Here is a 15,470-nt window from a genome sequence, read left to right on the forward strand (position 1 = left end):
GGTCCCGTGCTGTCACGCCTGCCGGAATCGGCGACCATCCGCATGCGTCGCACCCCCTCAAGCCGTCGGCCGTTCGGTACGGTCACGGGGGTACGGCGCTCCTCGTTCCTGGCCGGTAGGCGAGCAACGACCGATTCACCGTCCCCACCACGCCATCGTCACGGCCTGCCGCTTCACGAGGCATCTCCTGGAGTGCTGCATCGAAGCCGCGGGCCACTCCCCCTTCTCCTAGGTTGCTGACCTGCGGCTGCGCCCATGATCCTCGCGCGCTGTTGGGTTACCGTGCGAGTTGGGCGGCAGCCATGGAGCGGCCTTCGTCATCCGGGTACGGCGCCGCGTTCCGGCGAGCACCCACGTGGAAGGAGTGACATGCCGTTAGAGATGCACTGGTTCCTGCCGTCGCACGGTGACGGCCGGGAGGTCGCCAAGCGAAGCGCGGGACCGGCGTCGCCGGGTGCCCGCCGCGAGCCCGACATCGACTACCTGACCCAGGTCGCGCTCGCCGCCGACCGCTTCGGTTTCACCGGCATGCTGACGCCGTTCGGGCTGTTCTGCGAGGACCCCTGGGTCGTCGCGTCCGCGCTGGCGGCGAAGACCCGGCGGGTGAAGTTCATGATCGCGCTCAGGCCCGGTCTCGTCTCGCCGGTGCTGGCCGCCCAGACGGCCGCCACCTTCCAGCGGCTTTCGGGCTCGCGCCTGCAGCTGAACATCGTCACCGGTGGCGACGCCGACGAACAACGGCGCTACGGCGACTGGCTGGAGCACGACCAGCGCTACGAACGCACCGAAGAGTTCCTCGACGTGTTCCTGCGCGCCTGGCCGGGCGAGCGGTTCGACTTCACCGGCACGCACTACCGGATCTCCGGCGGCCTGCTGGCCCGCCCGCACCCGGTCCGGCCGGAGGTCTTCGTCGGCGGCTCCTCGGCCGCGGCGAGGCAGGTGGCCGCCCGGCACGCCGACGTCCTCCTCGCCTGGGGCGAGCCGCCGCGGGCCATGGCGGACTTCGTCAAGCAGGCAAGGGAGCTGGCCGACGGCCAGGGCCGCGAGCTGAGGTTCGGCACCCGGTTCCACGTCATCAGCCGGGACACCTCAGCGGAGGCGTGGCAGGTCGCGCGGCAGCTGGTCGAGGGAATGGACCCGGCGAGGATCAGCCAGGCCCAGAAGCGTTTCCGCGACACCGAGTCCGAGGGGCAGCGCCGGATGGCGGCCCTGCACGGCGGCAGCACGGACGCGCTCGAGGTCTACCCCAACGTCTGGGCGGGCTACGGGCTGGTCCGTCCCGGCGTCGGAACCGCGCTCGTCGGCAGCCACGAGGACGTGGCCGAGCGCATCGAGGAGTATCACGCGCTCGGCCTGGACCACCTGATCCTCTCCGCGCAGCCGCACTTGGAGGAGGCCTACTCCTTCGGCGAGGGTGTGATGCCCCTGCTGCGCAAACGCGGGCTGCTCGCCGAACCGGTCGCCGGGACACCTGCCTGAACTCCGCACGGCCGGAGGCCGGGGACAGGCGGAGGCCGGGGACAGGCGGAGCGGGCGGGATCAGCGGACCACCGGGCCGGCCGGGGCGAGCGCGGTGTGCAACCGGCCGGGAGCCGCGCGGACGGTGTCGGCGGCGAGCCGGGTGGTGACGCGCCCCGCGGTCAGGACGGTGATCTGGTCGGCGACCGCTTGGGCGAAGCCCGGCTGAGGTGTGGCCAGCAGGATGCCGATGCCGTCGGCCGCGAGGGCGGTGACGACGTGCTGGATATGTTCGACGACGGCGGGGGCGAGCCCCTCCGTGGGCTCGTCGAGCAGCAGCAGGCGGGGCTGGGTGAGGAGGGCGCGGGCGATGGCGAGCATCTGCTTCTCACCACCGGACAGCTGCGCCCCACGATGGTCGCGCCGTTGGGCCAGGCGCGGCAGCAGGTCGAACACCCGTTGACGGGTCCAGCCCTCCGGCGCGCCGGAGGTCCGGCGGTGAGCGATCGCGAGATGCTCCGCGACCGTCAGTGAGGCGAAGACGCGGGCGCCCTGGGGCACGTAGCCGATGCCGGAGCGGTTGCGGCGGTGGGCGGGCAGCCGGGTGAGGTCCCGGTCACCGAGCAGGACGCGTCCGGTGGAAGGACGGATCAGCCCGGCGATCGTGTCCAGCAGGGTGCTCTTGCCGGCGCCGTTGTGGCCGACGAGTGCGTGAACGGCACCGGCCCGCACCGTGAGGCAGATCCGGTGAACGGCGGTGCCACCGTGGTAGCCCGCGCTGATCTGGTCCAGGCACAGCGACATGGTCAGCTCACCTCCTGTGGTGTGCCGAGATAGACCTCGGCCACGGCCGGATGTCCATGGATCTCCTGCGGGGTTCCGGTGGCCAGCACCTGCCCGTGGTGCAGCACGGTCACGGTGTCCGCGAAGGCGGTGACCAGGTCCTGGTTGTGCTCGATGAGCAGCACCGCCATCGCGGCCGGCAGCCGGTGCAGGGCCGCGAGAAGCCGCGGCAGGTCATCGTCGCCGAGCCCGGCCGCGGGCTCGTCGAGCAGCAGTACGGCGGGCTCGGCGACCAGCGCGACGGCGATCTCCAGCATCCGGCGTTGCCCGTGGGAGAGGGTTCCGGCGGCCAGCTGGGCCTGCGCGCCGAGGCCGAGGGCGTCGAGCAGGTCCCGGCGGGCCGGCTCCCGGCGCCGGGACTCGCGCCATCTGCGCCGTACGCCGGTGTGCCGCCACGCGCCGACGGCGAGGTTGTCCAGCGCGGTCAGGGAATCGAGGACGGCGGGAGTCTGGAAGGTGCGGGCGATGCCCAGGCGGGCCCGGGTCGCCGGTCCCGCTCGGGTGATGTCGCGACCGGCGAGCCGGACCCGCCCGGCCGAGGGCCGTACGGTGCCGGCGATCAGGTTGAGCAGGGTGCTCTTGCCCGCCCCGTTGGGGCCGATCAGCGCGTGCCTGGCTCCGGCGGGCAGGTGGAGGTCGACGTGGTCGACGGCGACCAGCGGTCCGTAACGCCGGACCAGGCCGGTGACGTCCAGCAGCGCGGTCATGACGACGGCACCTCCCTCGGCTTGCGGCGAACCCGCCGGCCCAGCCCGGCCAGGCCGTCGGGCAGCAGGTAGACGGCGACGACGAACAGGGCTCCCAGCAGCAGGGGGCCGTGGCCGGGCATCGACCCTGCGGCCCATTCCCGCACGGCGACCACCACCGCGACCGCGGACAGCGCTCCGGCGAGGGAGGTGGCACCGCCGATGGTCACGGCCAGCAGCACCAGTGCCGAGACCTCGAACCCCACGTCCTGGGGTGACACGTAGCGCTGGCCGGTGACCAGCAGTGCCCCGCCGACACCGGCCACGGCGCCGGCGGCGGTGTAGACCGCGAGCAGGTAGCGGGTGACGGGGTGCCCGCTGGCGCGCATGCGGGCCTCGTGGTCGCGGCAGCCGCGAACCAGCAGTCCCGCCGGGGACCGCAGCGCCAGCCACACGGCGGCGGTCACGGCGGCGGTCACCACGAGCACGTACATGTAGACGGCCCGGTCGTCGACCAGCGGCGGCGCGCCCCAGACCGGCTGGGTGGCGGGGATGCCCGCGAGGCCGTCGGTGCCGCCGGTGACCGCTTTCCACTGCCCGGCGGTGACCGCGGTCAGCTCCCCGACGGCGAGGGTGACCATGAGGAAGGTGATCCCCCGGGCCTGGACCACGGCCAGCCCGACCAGGACGGAGAACAGCGCGGCGGCCAGGGCCGCGGCGGCGAGCTGGGCCGGGCCTGCGGTGACACCGGCACGGGCGAGCAGGGCCGTGGTGTATGCGCCGACGGCGTAGGGGGCGACCTGCCCGAGCGTGGGCAGCCCGGCGGTGCCGGTCAGGATCGCCACGCTGACCGCCAGCAGCCCGAGGGAGAGGACGCGGGCCAGCACGCTCAGCGCGTACGGCTCGACCGTCCACGCGGCGGAGATCATGACGACGAGCGGCAGTCCCCAGACCAGGGCGGGCGCGGGGGTGCGACGGGCGGACAGGTCTCGCAGGACGGGGTTCATGAGCGCCCTCCGAAGACGGGCACGTGCCGATGGCGCAGGACCAGAACGGCCGCCATGGCGGCGAACAGCAGGTACGGTGCCCAGGCGGGCGCCAGCACGACGCCGAGACTCTGCACCTGGCCGACGACGACGGCGGCCAGGAACGCGCCGCCGATCGAGCCGAGCCCGCCGAGCACCACGATGACCATGGACAGCAGCAGCACGGTGTCGGCGGTGCGCGGCCCCGGCCCGATGATCGGTGCGCCGAGGGCACCGGCCAGTCCCGCGAGTGCTCCCCCGGCGGACAGAACGGCCGCGAGCACCACGCGGGGGCTGGTGCCCAGGCAGGCGAGCATGTCACGGTCGTCGACCACCGCCCGCACCCGCGCACCGGCACGCGTACGGCGGATGACGAGCCAGCCGCAGACGGCGGCCACCGCGGCGACGACGATGAACCCCAGCCGGTAGACCGGGTAGCGATGCCCTCCGATCGCGACGGCGGTGTCGAGCGCCGGTGGGACGGTGGGACGCAGGTCGTCGGCGCCGAAGGTCAGCACCAGCACGGCGCCGACGGCCAACGCCACCCCGAACGTCAGCAGCGCCTGGGTCAGGTGCCCGCGGCCGGTGAGGGGGGCGAGCGCCATCGACAGCAGCCCGCCGCCGGCCGCGCCGGCCACCGTACCCGCCGCCACGGCCAGGCCGAGGCCGGCCCAGCTGCCGTCGCCGAGCGCGACGGCGGCATAGGCGCCGACCGCGTACAGGGTGCCGTGGGCGAGGTTGAGCACGCCGCCGACACCGAAGGTGAGGGTCAGGCCCGCCGCCACGGTGAACAGCAGCAGCCCGTAGGCCAGCCCGTCGACGGCGGGAATCAGGTAGGCGTCCATCAGGTTCACGGCGGTCCTCCCTTGCGTCGCGGGTGTGGCCCTAGGCACCGACGACGGCCAGGTCCTGGACGACCCGGTTGGACAGCTGGGTTCCGTCGCGGCGTGCCACGCGCAGATACCAGCGCTGGATCGGGGAGTGCGTCTTCGACGAGAACTTCCAGGGGCCGCGGGGGCTGTCGATCTGCCCGAGCTCGCCGATCGCCTGGTTGATCTTCTGCGGGGTCACCTCGCCCTGGACTTTCGCGATGGCCGCGTCGAGAACGGCGGCGGCGTCGTACGAGGCCATCGCCTGCGTGGTGGGCGGGCGGTCATGGCGTTCGGACCAGGCGGCGGCGAAGGCGCGGTTGGCCGGGTTGTCCAGGTCGGGGGAATAGTTCAGCACGTTCCAGACGCCCTCGGCCGACGCGCCCTGGGCCTTGAGGACGCCCTCGGTCAGGAACGCCCCGTACAGCGGCAGGTCCTTGATGTCGGACTGGGCGTACTGGGTGACGAAGTCGATCGCGCTCTTGCCCGCGTAGAAGGCGTACACGGCCTTCGCGCCGGAGTTCTTGATCTGGGTGAAGTAGGGCAGGAAGTTGGTCGTGGCCGGGAACGGCGTCCACGTGGGCTTCCCGTCCGGGTTGGCCAGCCTGCCGCCCAGCCGGGTGAACACGTCGGTGAACCCGCCCAGCTGGTCGTGACCGCCCTGGTAGTCCGGGCCGATCGCCCAGACCGGGCCGCCGGCCTTCTCCTTGACGTAGGGGGCGATGGCCGCGCCCGGCTCGTCGGAGATGAAGCTGGTGTGCCACAGCCAGGAGGTGTCCTTGACCGGCGGCCGGCCGTTGGATCCGATGAGCGGGATCTTGTTCTCGACCGTGAGGGCGGAGATCGCCTGGTAGGCCCCGCTGGCGACGACCCCGGCCAGCGCCGCCACCCGTTCCTGCTTGACCAGCCGGGTCGCGGCCGGCAGGGCGGTGGCCGGACCGTCGCCCTCGTCGGCCACGGCGAGCGTGACCTTCCGCCCGCCGAACTTGCCGCCGTGGGTGTCCAGGTAGAGTTGGAACCCGTCGCGCATGTCCTCACCGGCCGCCTGGTAGGTGCCGGACAGGCTCGCGACGAATCCGATCTTCACGCCGCCGCTGCCGGCGCCGCCGCTGCCGCAGCCCGCCGCCGCCGCCGCCGAGATGACGGTCAGCAGCCCTGCCAGGCCGCGTCGTGTTCGTCCTAGGTGCATATCCGCTCCCGAAGGGTCAAGGGGTTGGCTGCGGGGCCGGTGCGGGTCGGACCTCCCGCCGCTCTCCCGGCGGGTGACCGCCAGGCGTATGCCGGCCTTCGCTGCCACGCAGGCCTCCCCTCCACCGATCGAGGCCGGAGCGGCGAGCCCCGTCGGCGCGGGTACCCGGGGTCGATGCTCCCTCGACCCTGTCGATCGGCTCCGCCGGCTCGTGACCGGCTCGGTCCACGTCACAACTGCGGCGAGCGGCGCCAGTGGGGCTCGCGCCGTCGGCGACCGGCGGCCCCCGATCCAACCGCCTCAGGCATCCATGCGGCCCACCCCCGGATGCTCTGTGGATGAATGTTCGCAGGGGGTCGTTTCCGCTGTCTTCTCCGAAATTGCTCACTCCGGGTGGGATTGTCCGCCCGAGCGGGACGAGCCTGTGCGGGACGAGCCTGTGCGGGGTGGGCCCGAGCGGGACGAAGACGAAGACCGTCGCCCGTACCGGGGACATGGGCATGACATGCGAAAGGCGGGGCCCGTCGTGGGCCCCGCCGGGGACCGCCCGGAGCGGTCCCGGGCCAGGACTTGTGAAGATCCGGAAAACAGACCTAACCGGCGAAGAAATCCACCAGTTCCGGGGCGAGGACCTTCGCCTTGATGAGATGCGTCTGGCCGTCCAGGGTGCGATGCCGCGCGTTCGGGAGGACCTCCGCCAGGGTCTTCGCCGACTTCTGCATCCACGCCGGGCTCTTCCCCCCGCTCATCACGAGCGTGGGGATCGTGACGGAGCTCCATCGTTCGGCCGGCAGCGGCTGGCCCGCCCAGGTGCCCTCCATGAGGGCGGTGTCGTAGCGGAGCGTGTGCGCGACGGACTTGAGCTTCGACCACGCGGGGGTGAACTGCATGATGAAGACGGCTATCGAGGGAACCTTCACGGCCTTGGTCATGAAGAGCTTCACCGTGTCGCCTCGGCGGCCCGCCGACAACAGCGCGTCGACCTCCGCCGCGTAGTCGGGCGACATCGGCGTGCGGCTGTCGTCGACGATGAAGGGCGGCTCGTACAGCGCCAGCTTGTTGATGACCAGGCTGCGGTTCGCCGCGGCGAGGGCGAGGGGCACGCCGGAGGAGATGGCGTACAGGTGCGCCGACCCACCGGCCTCTTCGACGAGGGCCTCGATGTCCTCGATCTCGCGCTCGATCGCCCACGGCGCGGTGTCACCGCTCTCGTTACGGCCCCGGCGGTCGTAGTTGAACACGGTGAAGTGCTCCGCCATGGCCTCGGCCAGCTCGCCGTTCGGGCCGAACGAGCGATTCGCGAACGCGCCGTCGACCAGAATGACCGCCGGTCCCCGACCTCTCTTGTCGAACGCGATTTGCGTCCCGTCCTTTGACGTTACCTTCGGCATGATTCTCCCTTGAAACTGGTTTGAAAACTCGCAGGTCCGAACAGCGAGTTCTCATCGGTTTCGAGCAGCGCCGCGTAGCGCATCGTCGTCTCCTCCACCTCCCGGTTCGGACTGGGCTTGCGGACCTTTTCGACCAGAGCCGGGCCGCCCCACCGGGGTCGGACGGAAGGCCGTCGAATCGGCGAGTGAGCCATTTTGGGCATGATCCGGCCCAGGTCAGGTCCATCATCCCCGCAGACGCCGTCCGCCGCATCTTCTGAATTGCTGTTTTGCGGGTCGTATCGCGGACCCGAAGGGCCGCGCCCACGGCGCGGGCCGTCATGGAATGTGACGGCAGGGCTGCCGCATCAAGGGAACGCACGATTCCAGGGTGATCATTCTCCATATATGAAGGCATATGTATACCCCTATAACCGCAATCCAGAAGATGCAGGGCGGACTATCGGGAGTGAAACTTAGCGCACCCATCAACCCAAAGGGGGGCATATGACGGTGACCGAAAGTGCGTCCCGCCTAGCCACACGCGCCAGGGAGCGCTTTGCGATACTCGACGGGATACGCGGGATCTGCGCGGTATCGATCCTCACCACCCATGTCGCATTTGCGACGATTGTCCTGTCCAAGGATGCTGGACCACCCCGCGCCGGGTTCTTCTCCATCATCGCCATCGGCCTGGAGATGGCGATCGGTCCCTTCTTCATCCTGTCCGGCCTTCTGCTCTACCGGCCGTTCGCCCGCATGACCATCGCCGGCACCCCGAGGCCGGCCCTGGGGCAGTTCTTCGCGAGGCGCGTGGCGCGGCTCCTGCCCGCCTTCTGGCTCGTGACGACCTTCTGCCTGCTGGCGCTCAACTTCTCCCTGATCCAAGGGGTGTGGGATGTGCTGCGCCCGTTCGCGCTGCTGCACGTCTACGACTCCCACTACTACGTCGGCCTCGACGTGGACTGGACGGTGCCGGCCGAGGCCCAGTTCTACCTGCTGCTGCCGCTGTTCGCCTGGTTCATGCACCGGATCGCCGGGAAGGGCACCGACCCGGTGCGGAAGGCGCGCCGGATGATGATCCCGCTGGGCGTCCTCGTGCTGATCCAGCTGGGGTGGGCCGTTTACATCCACTGGAAGTACACCACCTGGGGTCCCCAGTTCTTCTACCCGTTCACCGTGATCGGCCTCTGGGCCATCGGGATGGCACTGGCCATCTGGTCCGTCGTCGCCGAGGTGGCGCCGGAGAAGGCGCCCGCGTTCCACCGCCTGGCGGCCAGGAGGCCGAACCTCTACTGGCTCGCGGCGCTGGTCGTCTACGCCATCGTCTGCGCCCAGCCGTTCGCCGTCCCGGGCACGGCTGACTGGAAGAACTCACCCGCCGCGTTCGTCGAGGCCGCGACGGTCCTGCTCTTCTCCTTCCTGGTCATGGCGCCGCTGGTCGTGCCCGGCGCGAGCTCGCGGCTGATGAGGACGGTGCTGGAGAACCGGCCGATGCTGTTCCTCGGACGCGTCTCCTACGGGATCTATCTCTGGCACTTCGTCGTCATGTACCTGTGGTTCGGAAGCGGAAGCATCTTCGGGGAGATCGTCCCGGTGCAGACGCTGCTGGGTAAGTACGGTTTCTGGGAGCTGGAGATTCCCGTGCTCATCGGAACCGTCGCGGTCGCCACGCTGAGCTACTACGCCGTCGAGCAGCCCATCACGCGGCTCACGAGCCGGATGATCAAAGCGAGGGCCGCGAGGAACGCCGCCCCGGGCGGCATCGGGATCCCGCGCCAGGCCGAGTCCCCCTCGTCCATGGCGACGATCGACTAGACCGTCGATCCAGGGGGGCACCGAGGAAAAAGCGAGGGTGTTCGAGGTCCGTCGTCACGGACGGGCCTCGAACACCCTCTGCTCGTCATGTCCTCACCGCCGCAGCGGATCAGCCGGCGCGCGGATCAGGCCGGGTGGTAGGCGAGGGAGAGGACGCCGGTGCTGAAGGTCTTCGACTCGATGAGCTTCAGGCCCTTCTGCTCGGCCCCGTCGGCGAACAGGCGCTGGCCGCTGCCCACGATGATCGGGTGAACCAGGAGCCTCAGCTCGTCGAGGAGGTTGTCGCGCAGCAGCGACCGGACGAGGGTGGCGCTCCCGTTGACCAGGATGTTCTTGCCGGGCTGCTGCTTCAGCTCGGCGATCTCCCCGGCGACGTCGTCACGGATCAGCGTCGAGTTGCGCCACTCGGCCGTCTCCAGGGTCGAGGAGACGACGAACTTGGTCGTGTTGTTGATGTGGTCGGCGAACGGCACGTCACTGCCCTTGTCGGCCCAGTGGGCGGCGAACTCCTCGTAGGTCCGCCGGCCCAGCAGCATGGCGTCGGCCTCGGAGGCCTGAGCGCCGACCGCCTCCCCCATCTCCTCGTTGAAGTAGGGGAAGTGCCAGTTCTGCGGCGCCTCCACGACGCCGTCCAGCGACATGAAGAACGCTGCGACGATCTTTCTCATGACATCTCCTTGGAGTTCGGTCGGTGGTGGTCGTCCACTCGTTCACCGCGCCCGGACACGGCCTGCCGCCCGGTGACGGCGAGGCCGCCGCCCTTGACCACGGCGGATCGGGCGGTCGAGCGGTGGAGCCAGGACTGCCCGTCGCGTCCCGCGAACCGGGCATCGGATCCGGGGCCCGCGGCCGTCGCCTCCCGCACCCGCGGAGGGGCGCGCCGAGCGTGACCTTCATGGGGGCTCGTGGCCGTACGGCATCGCCGCCGAGACGCACCACGCAGGCCGTCCGCCGCGAGCACCGCCAGGCGTCCGGCGGTCTCGGGCACCCCGTGACGAGCCTGTCCACGTCACGCGGGAGCTGAGCGCGCAAGGTCCGGCGAAACCCCCGCCACCACGGAGCCCTTGATCACCGCCACACCGTATCAACCGGCTCCCCGGACTCACTTCTTCCAGATTGCTGAGCCTCCGCCTGGATCAGGCGGCCTGCTCGCCGTCCCGCTGGAGCTCTTCCCTGCTCTGCTGGAGTTCCACGGCCTGGTACAGCGCCGCGATGTTGCCGCTGCCGAAGGAGCGCGCCCCCAGCCGCTCGATGAGCTCGAGGAAGAAGGTGTTACGCGGATGGACGGACTTGGCGAAGATCTGGTAGAGCTGCCCGTCGTGGTCCTCGTCGACGAGGATGTCGAGCCTGCGCAGCTCGTCGACGGAGTATCGGCCCAGCTCCAGCCGTTCCGGCAGCAGGCTGTAGTAGGCGTCCGGAGTGCTCAGGAACTCCACTCCCCTGGCGCCGATCCTGCCCACCGCCTCCACGATGTCATCGGCCGTGAACGCCATGTGCTGCACGCCGGCGCCGCCGTGGTGCTTCAGGAACTCGTCGATGTGGCCGGCGGCCTGCGACACGTCGGGCTCGATCAGTGTCAGTGTCACCGCGCCGGACCTGCTCTGCACCACCTTGATGGTCATCGCCTGCGAGCCGACGACGATGTGCTCGATGAAGATCATCTCGAAGTCGAGCACCTGCCGGTAGAACTCCACGGTCGAGTCGATCTGCCCGGCCTCCACGCACACGGCGAAATGGTCCACCTCGGCGAGCCCGTTGTCCGTGCCGGACGCCGTCCCCGTCACCGGCCGCAGCCCCGGAAGCGTCCGCTCGTCCACGCTGTCGGCGCGCTGCACGAAGGTGTGCGCCACGTCGCCGAAGCCCATGATCGTGGCCGTCACCACGTCGCCGTGCCGGACCGGTGCGGACACCGGGCGGGCGCCACGCCGTACGGCCTCCTCGAACGCGGCGGCGGCGTCCGCGACCAGCAGTCCGAGATTGGCCACGCCGTCACCGTGCTTCTCCACGTAGGCGGCACTGGGGTGGTCGCTCATCCGGGGCTCGGTCAGCACGAGCCTGATCTGGTTTCCTCCCAGTCCCACCGAACGGACCTCCGCCGTCTCGCCGGAGACGTCCGTGGCCGCGTAGACCGAGAAACCGAAATTGTCGACGAACCAGTCCGTTTTCGCCTCGATGTCGCTGACGTAGAACTCAACGTGATCGAGAAGCATGTCTTCGAAGATCCGTGTCGCTGACGAGGCCATAGATAACATCTCCGTTAGTCGTCCAATCGGCGTGCCGTGCAAACGGGAACCCGGCGGGTCGGCCCGGCCGGGCGCTGAACCGGGCTCAGGAGAAAGTGCCCACGTGCTTGGCGAGACTGCGTGGCCGCAGGTCGGTCCAGTGCGCGTTCACGTAGTCCACGCAGGCGTCCCGGCCGGCCGGGCCGTACACGACGGTCCAGCCCGCCGGGACGTCGGCGAAGTCCGGCCACAAGGAGTGCTGCCCCTCCTCGTTGATCAGTACGGAGTGGAGGCTCTCCTGGACGTCAAAAGGATTCGTCATCTCGGCTCTCTTTCCAGTCTCCGTTTCGATATGCGTGGCGCCTACTTCACGCCGCTTTCGAGCAGCCTGGACAGACCGGCCACCGTGGGGGTGTTGAACAGGTCGCCGACCGACACCTCCACGCCGAGAACCGTCCTGATGCGGCTGGTCAGCCGCATCGCCAGCAGCGACTGCCCGTCCAGGTCGAAGAAGCTGTCGTCGATTCCCACCCGCTCCACGCCCAGCACCTCGGCGAACAGCGAGCACAGGACCTCCTGCCGCGCGTCGCGAGGGGCCCGGTAGGCCGCCGCGCCCTCGGCGAAGTCGGGCTCCGGCAGCGCCCGGCGGTCCAGCTTCCCGTTGGGCGTCAGCGGCAGGGCGTCCATCACGACGAACGCCGACGGCACCATGTACTCCGGCAGCGACTCGGCCGCGTGCGCACGCAGGGCGGCGACGTCGACGTCCCCGGACTCGGGCACGACGTAGGCGGCGAGCCGCTTCTCGCCGGACTCGTTCTCCCGCACGACCACGGCGGCGTGGGCCAGCCCCGGATACTTCGCCAGAACGACCTCGATCTCCCCCAGCTCCACCCGGAAACCTCGGATCTTCACCTGGTCGTTCGCGCGTCCGGCGAACTCGAGCAGGCCGTCGCCGTTCCTGCGCACGAGGTCACCGGTGCGGTACATCCGCTCGCCCGGGGCCCCGAACGGATTCGCGACGAAGCGTTCGGCCGTCAGGTCCGCGCGGCCGTAGTAACCCCGCGCCAGGCCGCGGCCGGCGATGTACAGCTCGCCCACCACGCCGTCGGGGACCGGGTTGAGCCGGTCGTCGAGGATGTGCAGCCGGACGTCGTCCATCGGGCCGCCGACCGGCACGCTCGCCCCCGGCTCGTACGGAGCCGTCATCGGCGAGTGCGTGGAGAACAGCGTCACCTCGGTGGCGCCGTACATGGCCCGGACCACCGTGTCCGGGCACGCCTGCAGCACCCGCCGCACCGCCGCCGGCGCGATCACGTCACCGCCGGTCAGCACCTCGCGCACACCGGCGAGGGCCTGCGGCGCCTCATCCGCCAGGACCCGGAAGAGCCCGGCGGTCAGGTGGATGCCGGTGATCTCGTTGTCGCTGATCAGGCGTTGCAGGACGGCGACGTCCAGGTCCCCGGGCGGGGCCACGACGATCCGGCCGCCGTGCAGCAACGGCACCCACAGCTCGTAGGTGGAGACGTTGAAGGCGTACGGGGCGACCATCAGCACCCGCTCATGGTGACCGGTGTCCCAGCATCCGTCGAGTGCCAGGCCGAGCACATCCCGGTGCGTGACCGCCACACCTTTGGGATGCCCCGTCGAGCCGGAGGTGTGGATCACGTACGCGAGCCGGCGGGGGTGGATCTCCACTCCCGGATCGGACACCGGCGACGCCGGCAGTTCCCGGTCGGTGTCGACGATGACGGTCTGCCCGCACCGGGGAAGGCCGCGCTCCCGCATGGCCTCGTCGGCCAGCAGCACCGGCGCCGCGGTCTGGTCGACGATCCACTGCATGCGGTCCAGGGGGTAGGCGCTGTGCAGCGGCATGTAGAACGCCCCGGCCTTGATGATTCCCAGGATCGCCACCACCAGGTCGGCGGAGCGCTCCATCAGCACCGCCACCGGGGCCTCCGGGCGCACGCCCAGGCCCAGCAGCCGGTGCGCGAGCTGATTGGCCCGCTCGTCCAGCTCCCGGTAGGTCAGCCGGACGTCTCCCGAGGACACCGCCACCGCGTCCGGCACCCGGCTGACCTGCTCGGCGAAACGTCCCTGGATGGAAGAGGAAGCCATCACGTACTCCAATCCGTTCATTCCCGAAGCCCGACGGCGCGGATAGGGTCGGCGGCACCGCACGGCCCGCCGGTTCGGATCATCACGTGCCCGGTGTACGGCGGCGCCGGCGGAAACCGCGACGATCAGGTGGCGGCGAGGCCGTCTTGACCAGGTCGAGACGGCCTCTCCGCCCGGAGCCCGCGACCGGGCCGGTCCCGGGCTCCTGCCCCGGCGTTACGCCGACGGGCTCGACGCCGCCACGGGAGCCACCGCGTCCGCCTGGCCGTCCTCGCCGCCGGGAGCCGGCGCGGCCTGGCCGATGGGAGGCACGTGCCTGAGCATGGTCCCGATGAGGACGGCCACACCGGCCAGGACGACGGCGCCGATCGCGGTGACGGCGTTCAGCGCGCTGGCGAAGGCCTCGTTGGCGGGGCCGAGCAGCGCCGCGCCGAGCTGCTCGGGAAGCTTGCCCGCCGCCGCCGCGGCCCCGGCGATGCTGTCGCGGGCGGCCTCGGCCGCGTCGGCCGGGACGGTCGCGGGGATGGTGCCGGCGACGTGGCTGCGGTACAGGGCGAAGCCGATCGTGCCCAGGAGGGCGCCGCCCAGGGTGCCGCCGAACTCGTTGCTCATCTGCGCCAGCGAACCGGCGGATCCGGCCTTCTCCGGCGGGGCGGACCCGACGACCAGGTTGGTGCCCAGGGCCACCAGCGGGGCGCCGCAGAAGGAGAAGACGGCGAACCCGATGATCAGGAGCGCGGTCCCGGAGGTCGCGCCGACCTGGGTGAAGGCCACCAGGACGGCCGCCGTGCCGGTCATGCCGGCCGCGATGACGTAGGCCGGGCGGAAGCGGCTCGCGAGTATCGGAGCCACCATGAAGCCCGCGGTGGCCGCGGCCATTCCGGGCAGCATCGCGAAGCCCGCCTGCAGCGTCGACATCCCTCCGACAGCCTGGAAGTACAGCATCATGAACAGCATGGTTCCGCCCCCGACCACGCTGTAGCACAGCTGGCTGATCAGCGCGGTGCTGAAGGAGCGGTTACCGAACAGGCCCAGGTCCAGCAGCGGGTCGCTCAGCCGGCGCTGCCGCCGCCCGAACGCCACGGCGGCGATCACGCCGATCACGATGGCGGCGACGGGCAGCGGCTGCCAGCCGCCGCGGGCCAGCTCCTTGATGCCCCAGATGATCGGCAGCATGGTGGCCAGGGACAGGACGACGCTGGCCGGGTCCAGCCGGCCGGCCTGGTCGTTGCGGTATTCGGGCAGCACGATCGGGCCCAGGATCAGCAGCAACAGCAGCAGCGGTACGGCCAGCAGGAACACCGCCCCCCACCAGAAGCTCTCCATCAGGAAGCCGCCGATGATCGGGCCGACGAGCGCGCCGAGCGTGAAGGTGCCTCCCCACAGGCCGAAGGCGGTGGCCCGCTGCTTGGGGTCGTGGAACATGTTGGTGATGAGCGCCAGCGTCGAGGGCATCAGCGTCGCCCCGGCGATGCCCAGCAGCGCGCGGGAGGCGATCAGCATCTGCGGGCTGGTGGAGAAGGCGGTCAGCACCGAGGCGATGCCGAACGCGGTCGCGCCGATCAGCAGCAGCTTGCGGCGGCCGATCCGGTCGCCGAGGGTACCCATCGTGACCAGGAACCCGGCGAGCATGAACCCGTAGATGTCCATGACCCACAGCTGCTGGGTGCTGTCGGCCTTCAGGGCCGCGCTCAGGTGGGGCAGCGCCAGCAGCAGCACGAAGATGTCGATGGCCACGAGAAATGTCGGCAGGGCAAGCACCGCCAGCCCGACCCACTCCCGCCGCCCAGCCTTGGGTGCATCCGCAACAGTCACGTTCCTACTCCTTTCGTCGTCTCGCTCGGCCGTTCACCCCGCGGCCCAGGCCTGCGGTAC

14 protein-coding genes are annotated in these 15,470 nt (G+C 70.7%); 2 read left to right on the forward strand and 12 right to left on the reverse strand.

The annotated features are described in order from the left end of the window. The first annotated feature begins 369 nt into the window (after window positions 1–369). Window positions 370–1,479: an LLM class flavin-dependent oxidoreductase gene (locus tag ACFY2X_RS14065; RefSeq protein ID WP_389937472.1), complete on the forward strand. Its 1,110-nt coding sequence runs from the start codon at window positions 370–372 to the stop codon at window positions 1,477–1,479. A 60-nt stretch (window positions 1,480–1,539) separates the two neighbouring features. Here the strand turns inward: ACFY2X_RS14065 and ACFY2X_RS14070 are convergent, their stop codons facing one another. The 6 genes from ACFY2X_RS14070 to ACFY2X_RS14095 all read right to left on the reverse strand — a co-directional run bounded on the left by ACFY2X_RS14070 (window position 1,540) and on the right by ACFY2X_RS14095 (window position 7,461). Further along, window positions 1,540–2,262: an ABC transporter ATP-binding protein gene (locus ACFY2X_RS14070; RefSeq protein ID WP_389937475.1), complete on the reverse strand. Its 723-nt coding sequence runs from the start codon at window positions 2,260–2,262 to the stop codon at window positions 1,540–1,542. Window positions 2,263–2,264: 2 nt separating this feature from the next. After that, entirely contained in the window at window positions 2,265–3,008 is a 744-nt protein-coding gene (locus ACFY2X_RS14075) for an ABC transporter ATP-binding protein (protein WP_389937478.1), read from the reverse strand. Then, window positions 3,005–3,994 (reverse strand): branched-chain amino acid ABC transporter permease, encoded by a 990-nt coding sequence (locus ACFY2X_RS14080; RefSeq protein WP_389937481.1) that lies wholly within the window; start codon window positions 3,992–3,994, stop codon window positions 3,005–3,007. Before ACFY2X_RS14080 ends, ACFY2X_RS14075 begins: the two co-directional genes overlap by 4 nt. Continuing rightward, complete coding sequence (locus tag ACFY2X_RS14085; RefSeq protein WP_389937693.1) at window positions 3,991–4,857, reverse strand: branched-chain amino acid ABC transporter permease; 867 nt, start codon at window positions 4,855–4,857, stop codon at window positions 3,991–3,993. The genes ACFY2X_RS14080 and ACFY2X_RS14085 overlap by 4 nt, the downstream gene beginning before the upstream one ends. A 40-nt stretch (window positions 4,858–4,897) precedes the next feature. Next, window positions 4,898–6,070 carry an ABC transporter substrate-binding protein gene (locus ACFY2X_RS14090; RefSeq protein ID WP_389937484.1) on the reverse strand — a complete coding sequence of 391 codons (1,173 nt, stop codon included), beginning with the start codon at window positions 6,068–6,070 and terminating at the stop codon, window positions 4,898–4,900. A gap of 593 nt (window positions 6,071–6,663) precedes the next feature. Next, window positions 6,664–7,461, reverse strand: a complete 798-nt coding sequence (locus ACFY2X_RS14095) for an alpha/beta fold hydrolase (protein ID WP_389937487.1) — start codon at window positions 7,459–7,461, stop codon at window positions 6,664–6,666. Between the two features lie 486 nt (window positions 7,462–7,947). Here ACFY2X_RS14095 and ACFY2X_RS14100 point away from each other — a divergent pair, with 486 nt between their 5' ends. After that, a complete protein-coding gene (locus tag ACFY2X_RS14100) occupies window positions 7,948–9,258 on the forward strand; it encodes an acyltransferase family protein (RefSeq protein WP_389937490.1) in 1,311 nt (436 codons plus the stop codon). Window positions 9,259–9,383: 125 nt separating this feature from the next. Here ACFY2X_RS14100 and ACFY2X_RS14105 read toward each other — a convergent pair whose 3' ends face one another. From ACFY2X_RS14105 to ACFY2X_RS14130, 6 genes are all read right to left on the reverse strand, one after another. Further along, complete coding sequence (locus tag ACFY2X_RS14105) at window positions 9,384–9,926, reverse strand: dihydrofolate reductase family protein (RefSeq protein WP_389937493.1); 543 nt, start codon at window positions 9,924–9,926, stop codon at window positions 9,384–9,386. Beyond that, window positions 9,923–10,246 carry a hypothetical protein gene (locus ACFY2X_RS14110; RefSeq protein ID WP_389937496.1) on the reverse strand — a complete coding sequence of 108 codons (324 nt, stop codon included), beginning with the start codon at window positions 10,244–10,246 and terminating at the stop codon, window positions 9,923–9,925. The genes ACFY2X_RS14105 and ACFY2X_RS14110 overlap by 4 nt, the downstream gene beginning before the upstream one ends. A gap of 148 nt (window positions 10,247–10,394) precedes the next feature. Further along, on the reverse strand, window positions 10,395–11,468 hold the full coding sequence (gene hppD / locus ACFY2X_RS14115) for a 4-hydroxyphenylpyruvate dioxygenase (RefSeq protein WP_389937499.1): 1,074 nt from the start codon (window positions 11,466–11,468) through the stop codon (window positions 10,395–10,397). A gap of 118 nt (window positions 11,469–11,586) precedes the next feature. Next, window positions 11,587–11,802, reverse strand: coding sequence for an MbtH family protein (locus ACFY2X_RS14120; RefSeq protein WP_389937502.1), 216 nt, complete (start codon window positions 11,800–11,802; stop codon window positions 11,587–11,589). Window positions 11,803–11,843: 41 nt separating this feature from the next. Then, entirely contained in the window at window positions 11,844–13,595 is a 1,752-nt protein-coding gene (locus tag ACFY2X_RS14125; RefSeq protein ID WP_389937505.1) for an amino acid adenylation domain-containing protein, read from the reverse strand. A 216-nt stretch (window positions 13,596–13,811) separates the two neighbouring features. Continuing rightward, window positions 13,812–15,410: an MFS transporter gene (locus tag ACFY2X_RS14130; RefSeq protein ID WP_389937507.1), complete on the reverse strand. Its 1,599-nt coding sequence runs from the start codon at window positions 15,408–15,410 to the stop codon at window positions 13,812–13,814. Between the last annotated feature and the right edge of the window lie 60 nt (window positions 15,411–15,470).

This window comes from Streptosporangium sp. NPDC000396, from assembly GCF_042898655.1.
In the GTDB taxonomy this organism is placed as follows: Bacteria; Actinomycetota; Actinomycetes; order Streptosporangiales; family Streptosporangiaceae; genus Streptosporangium.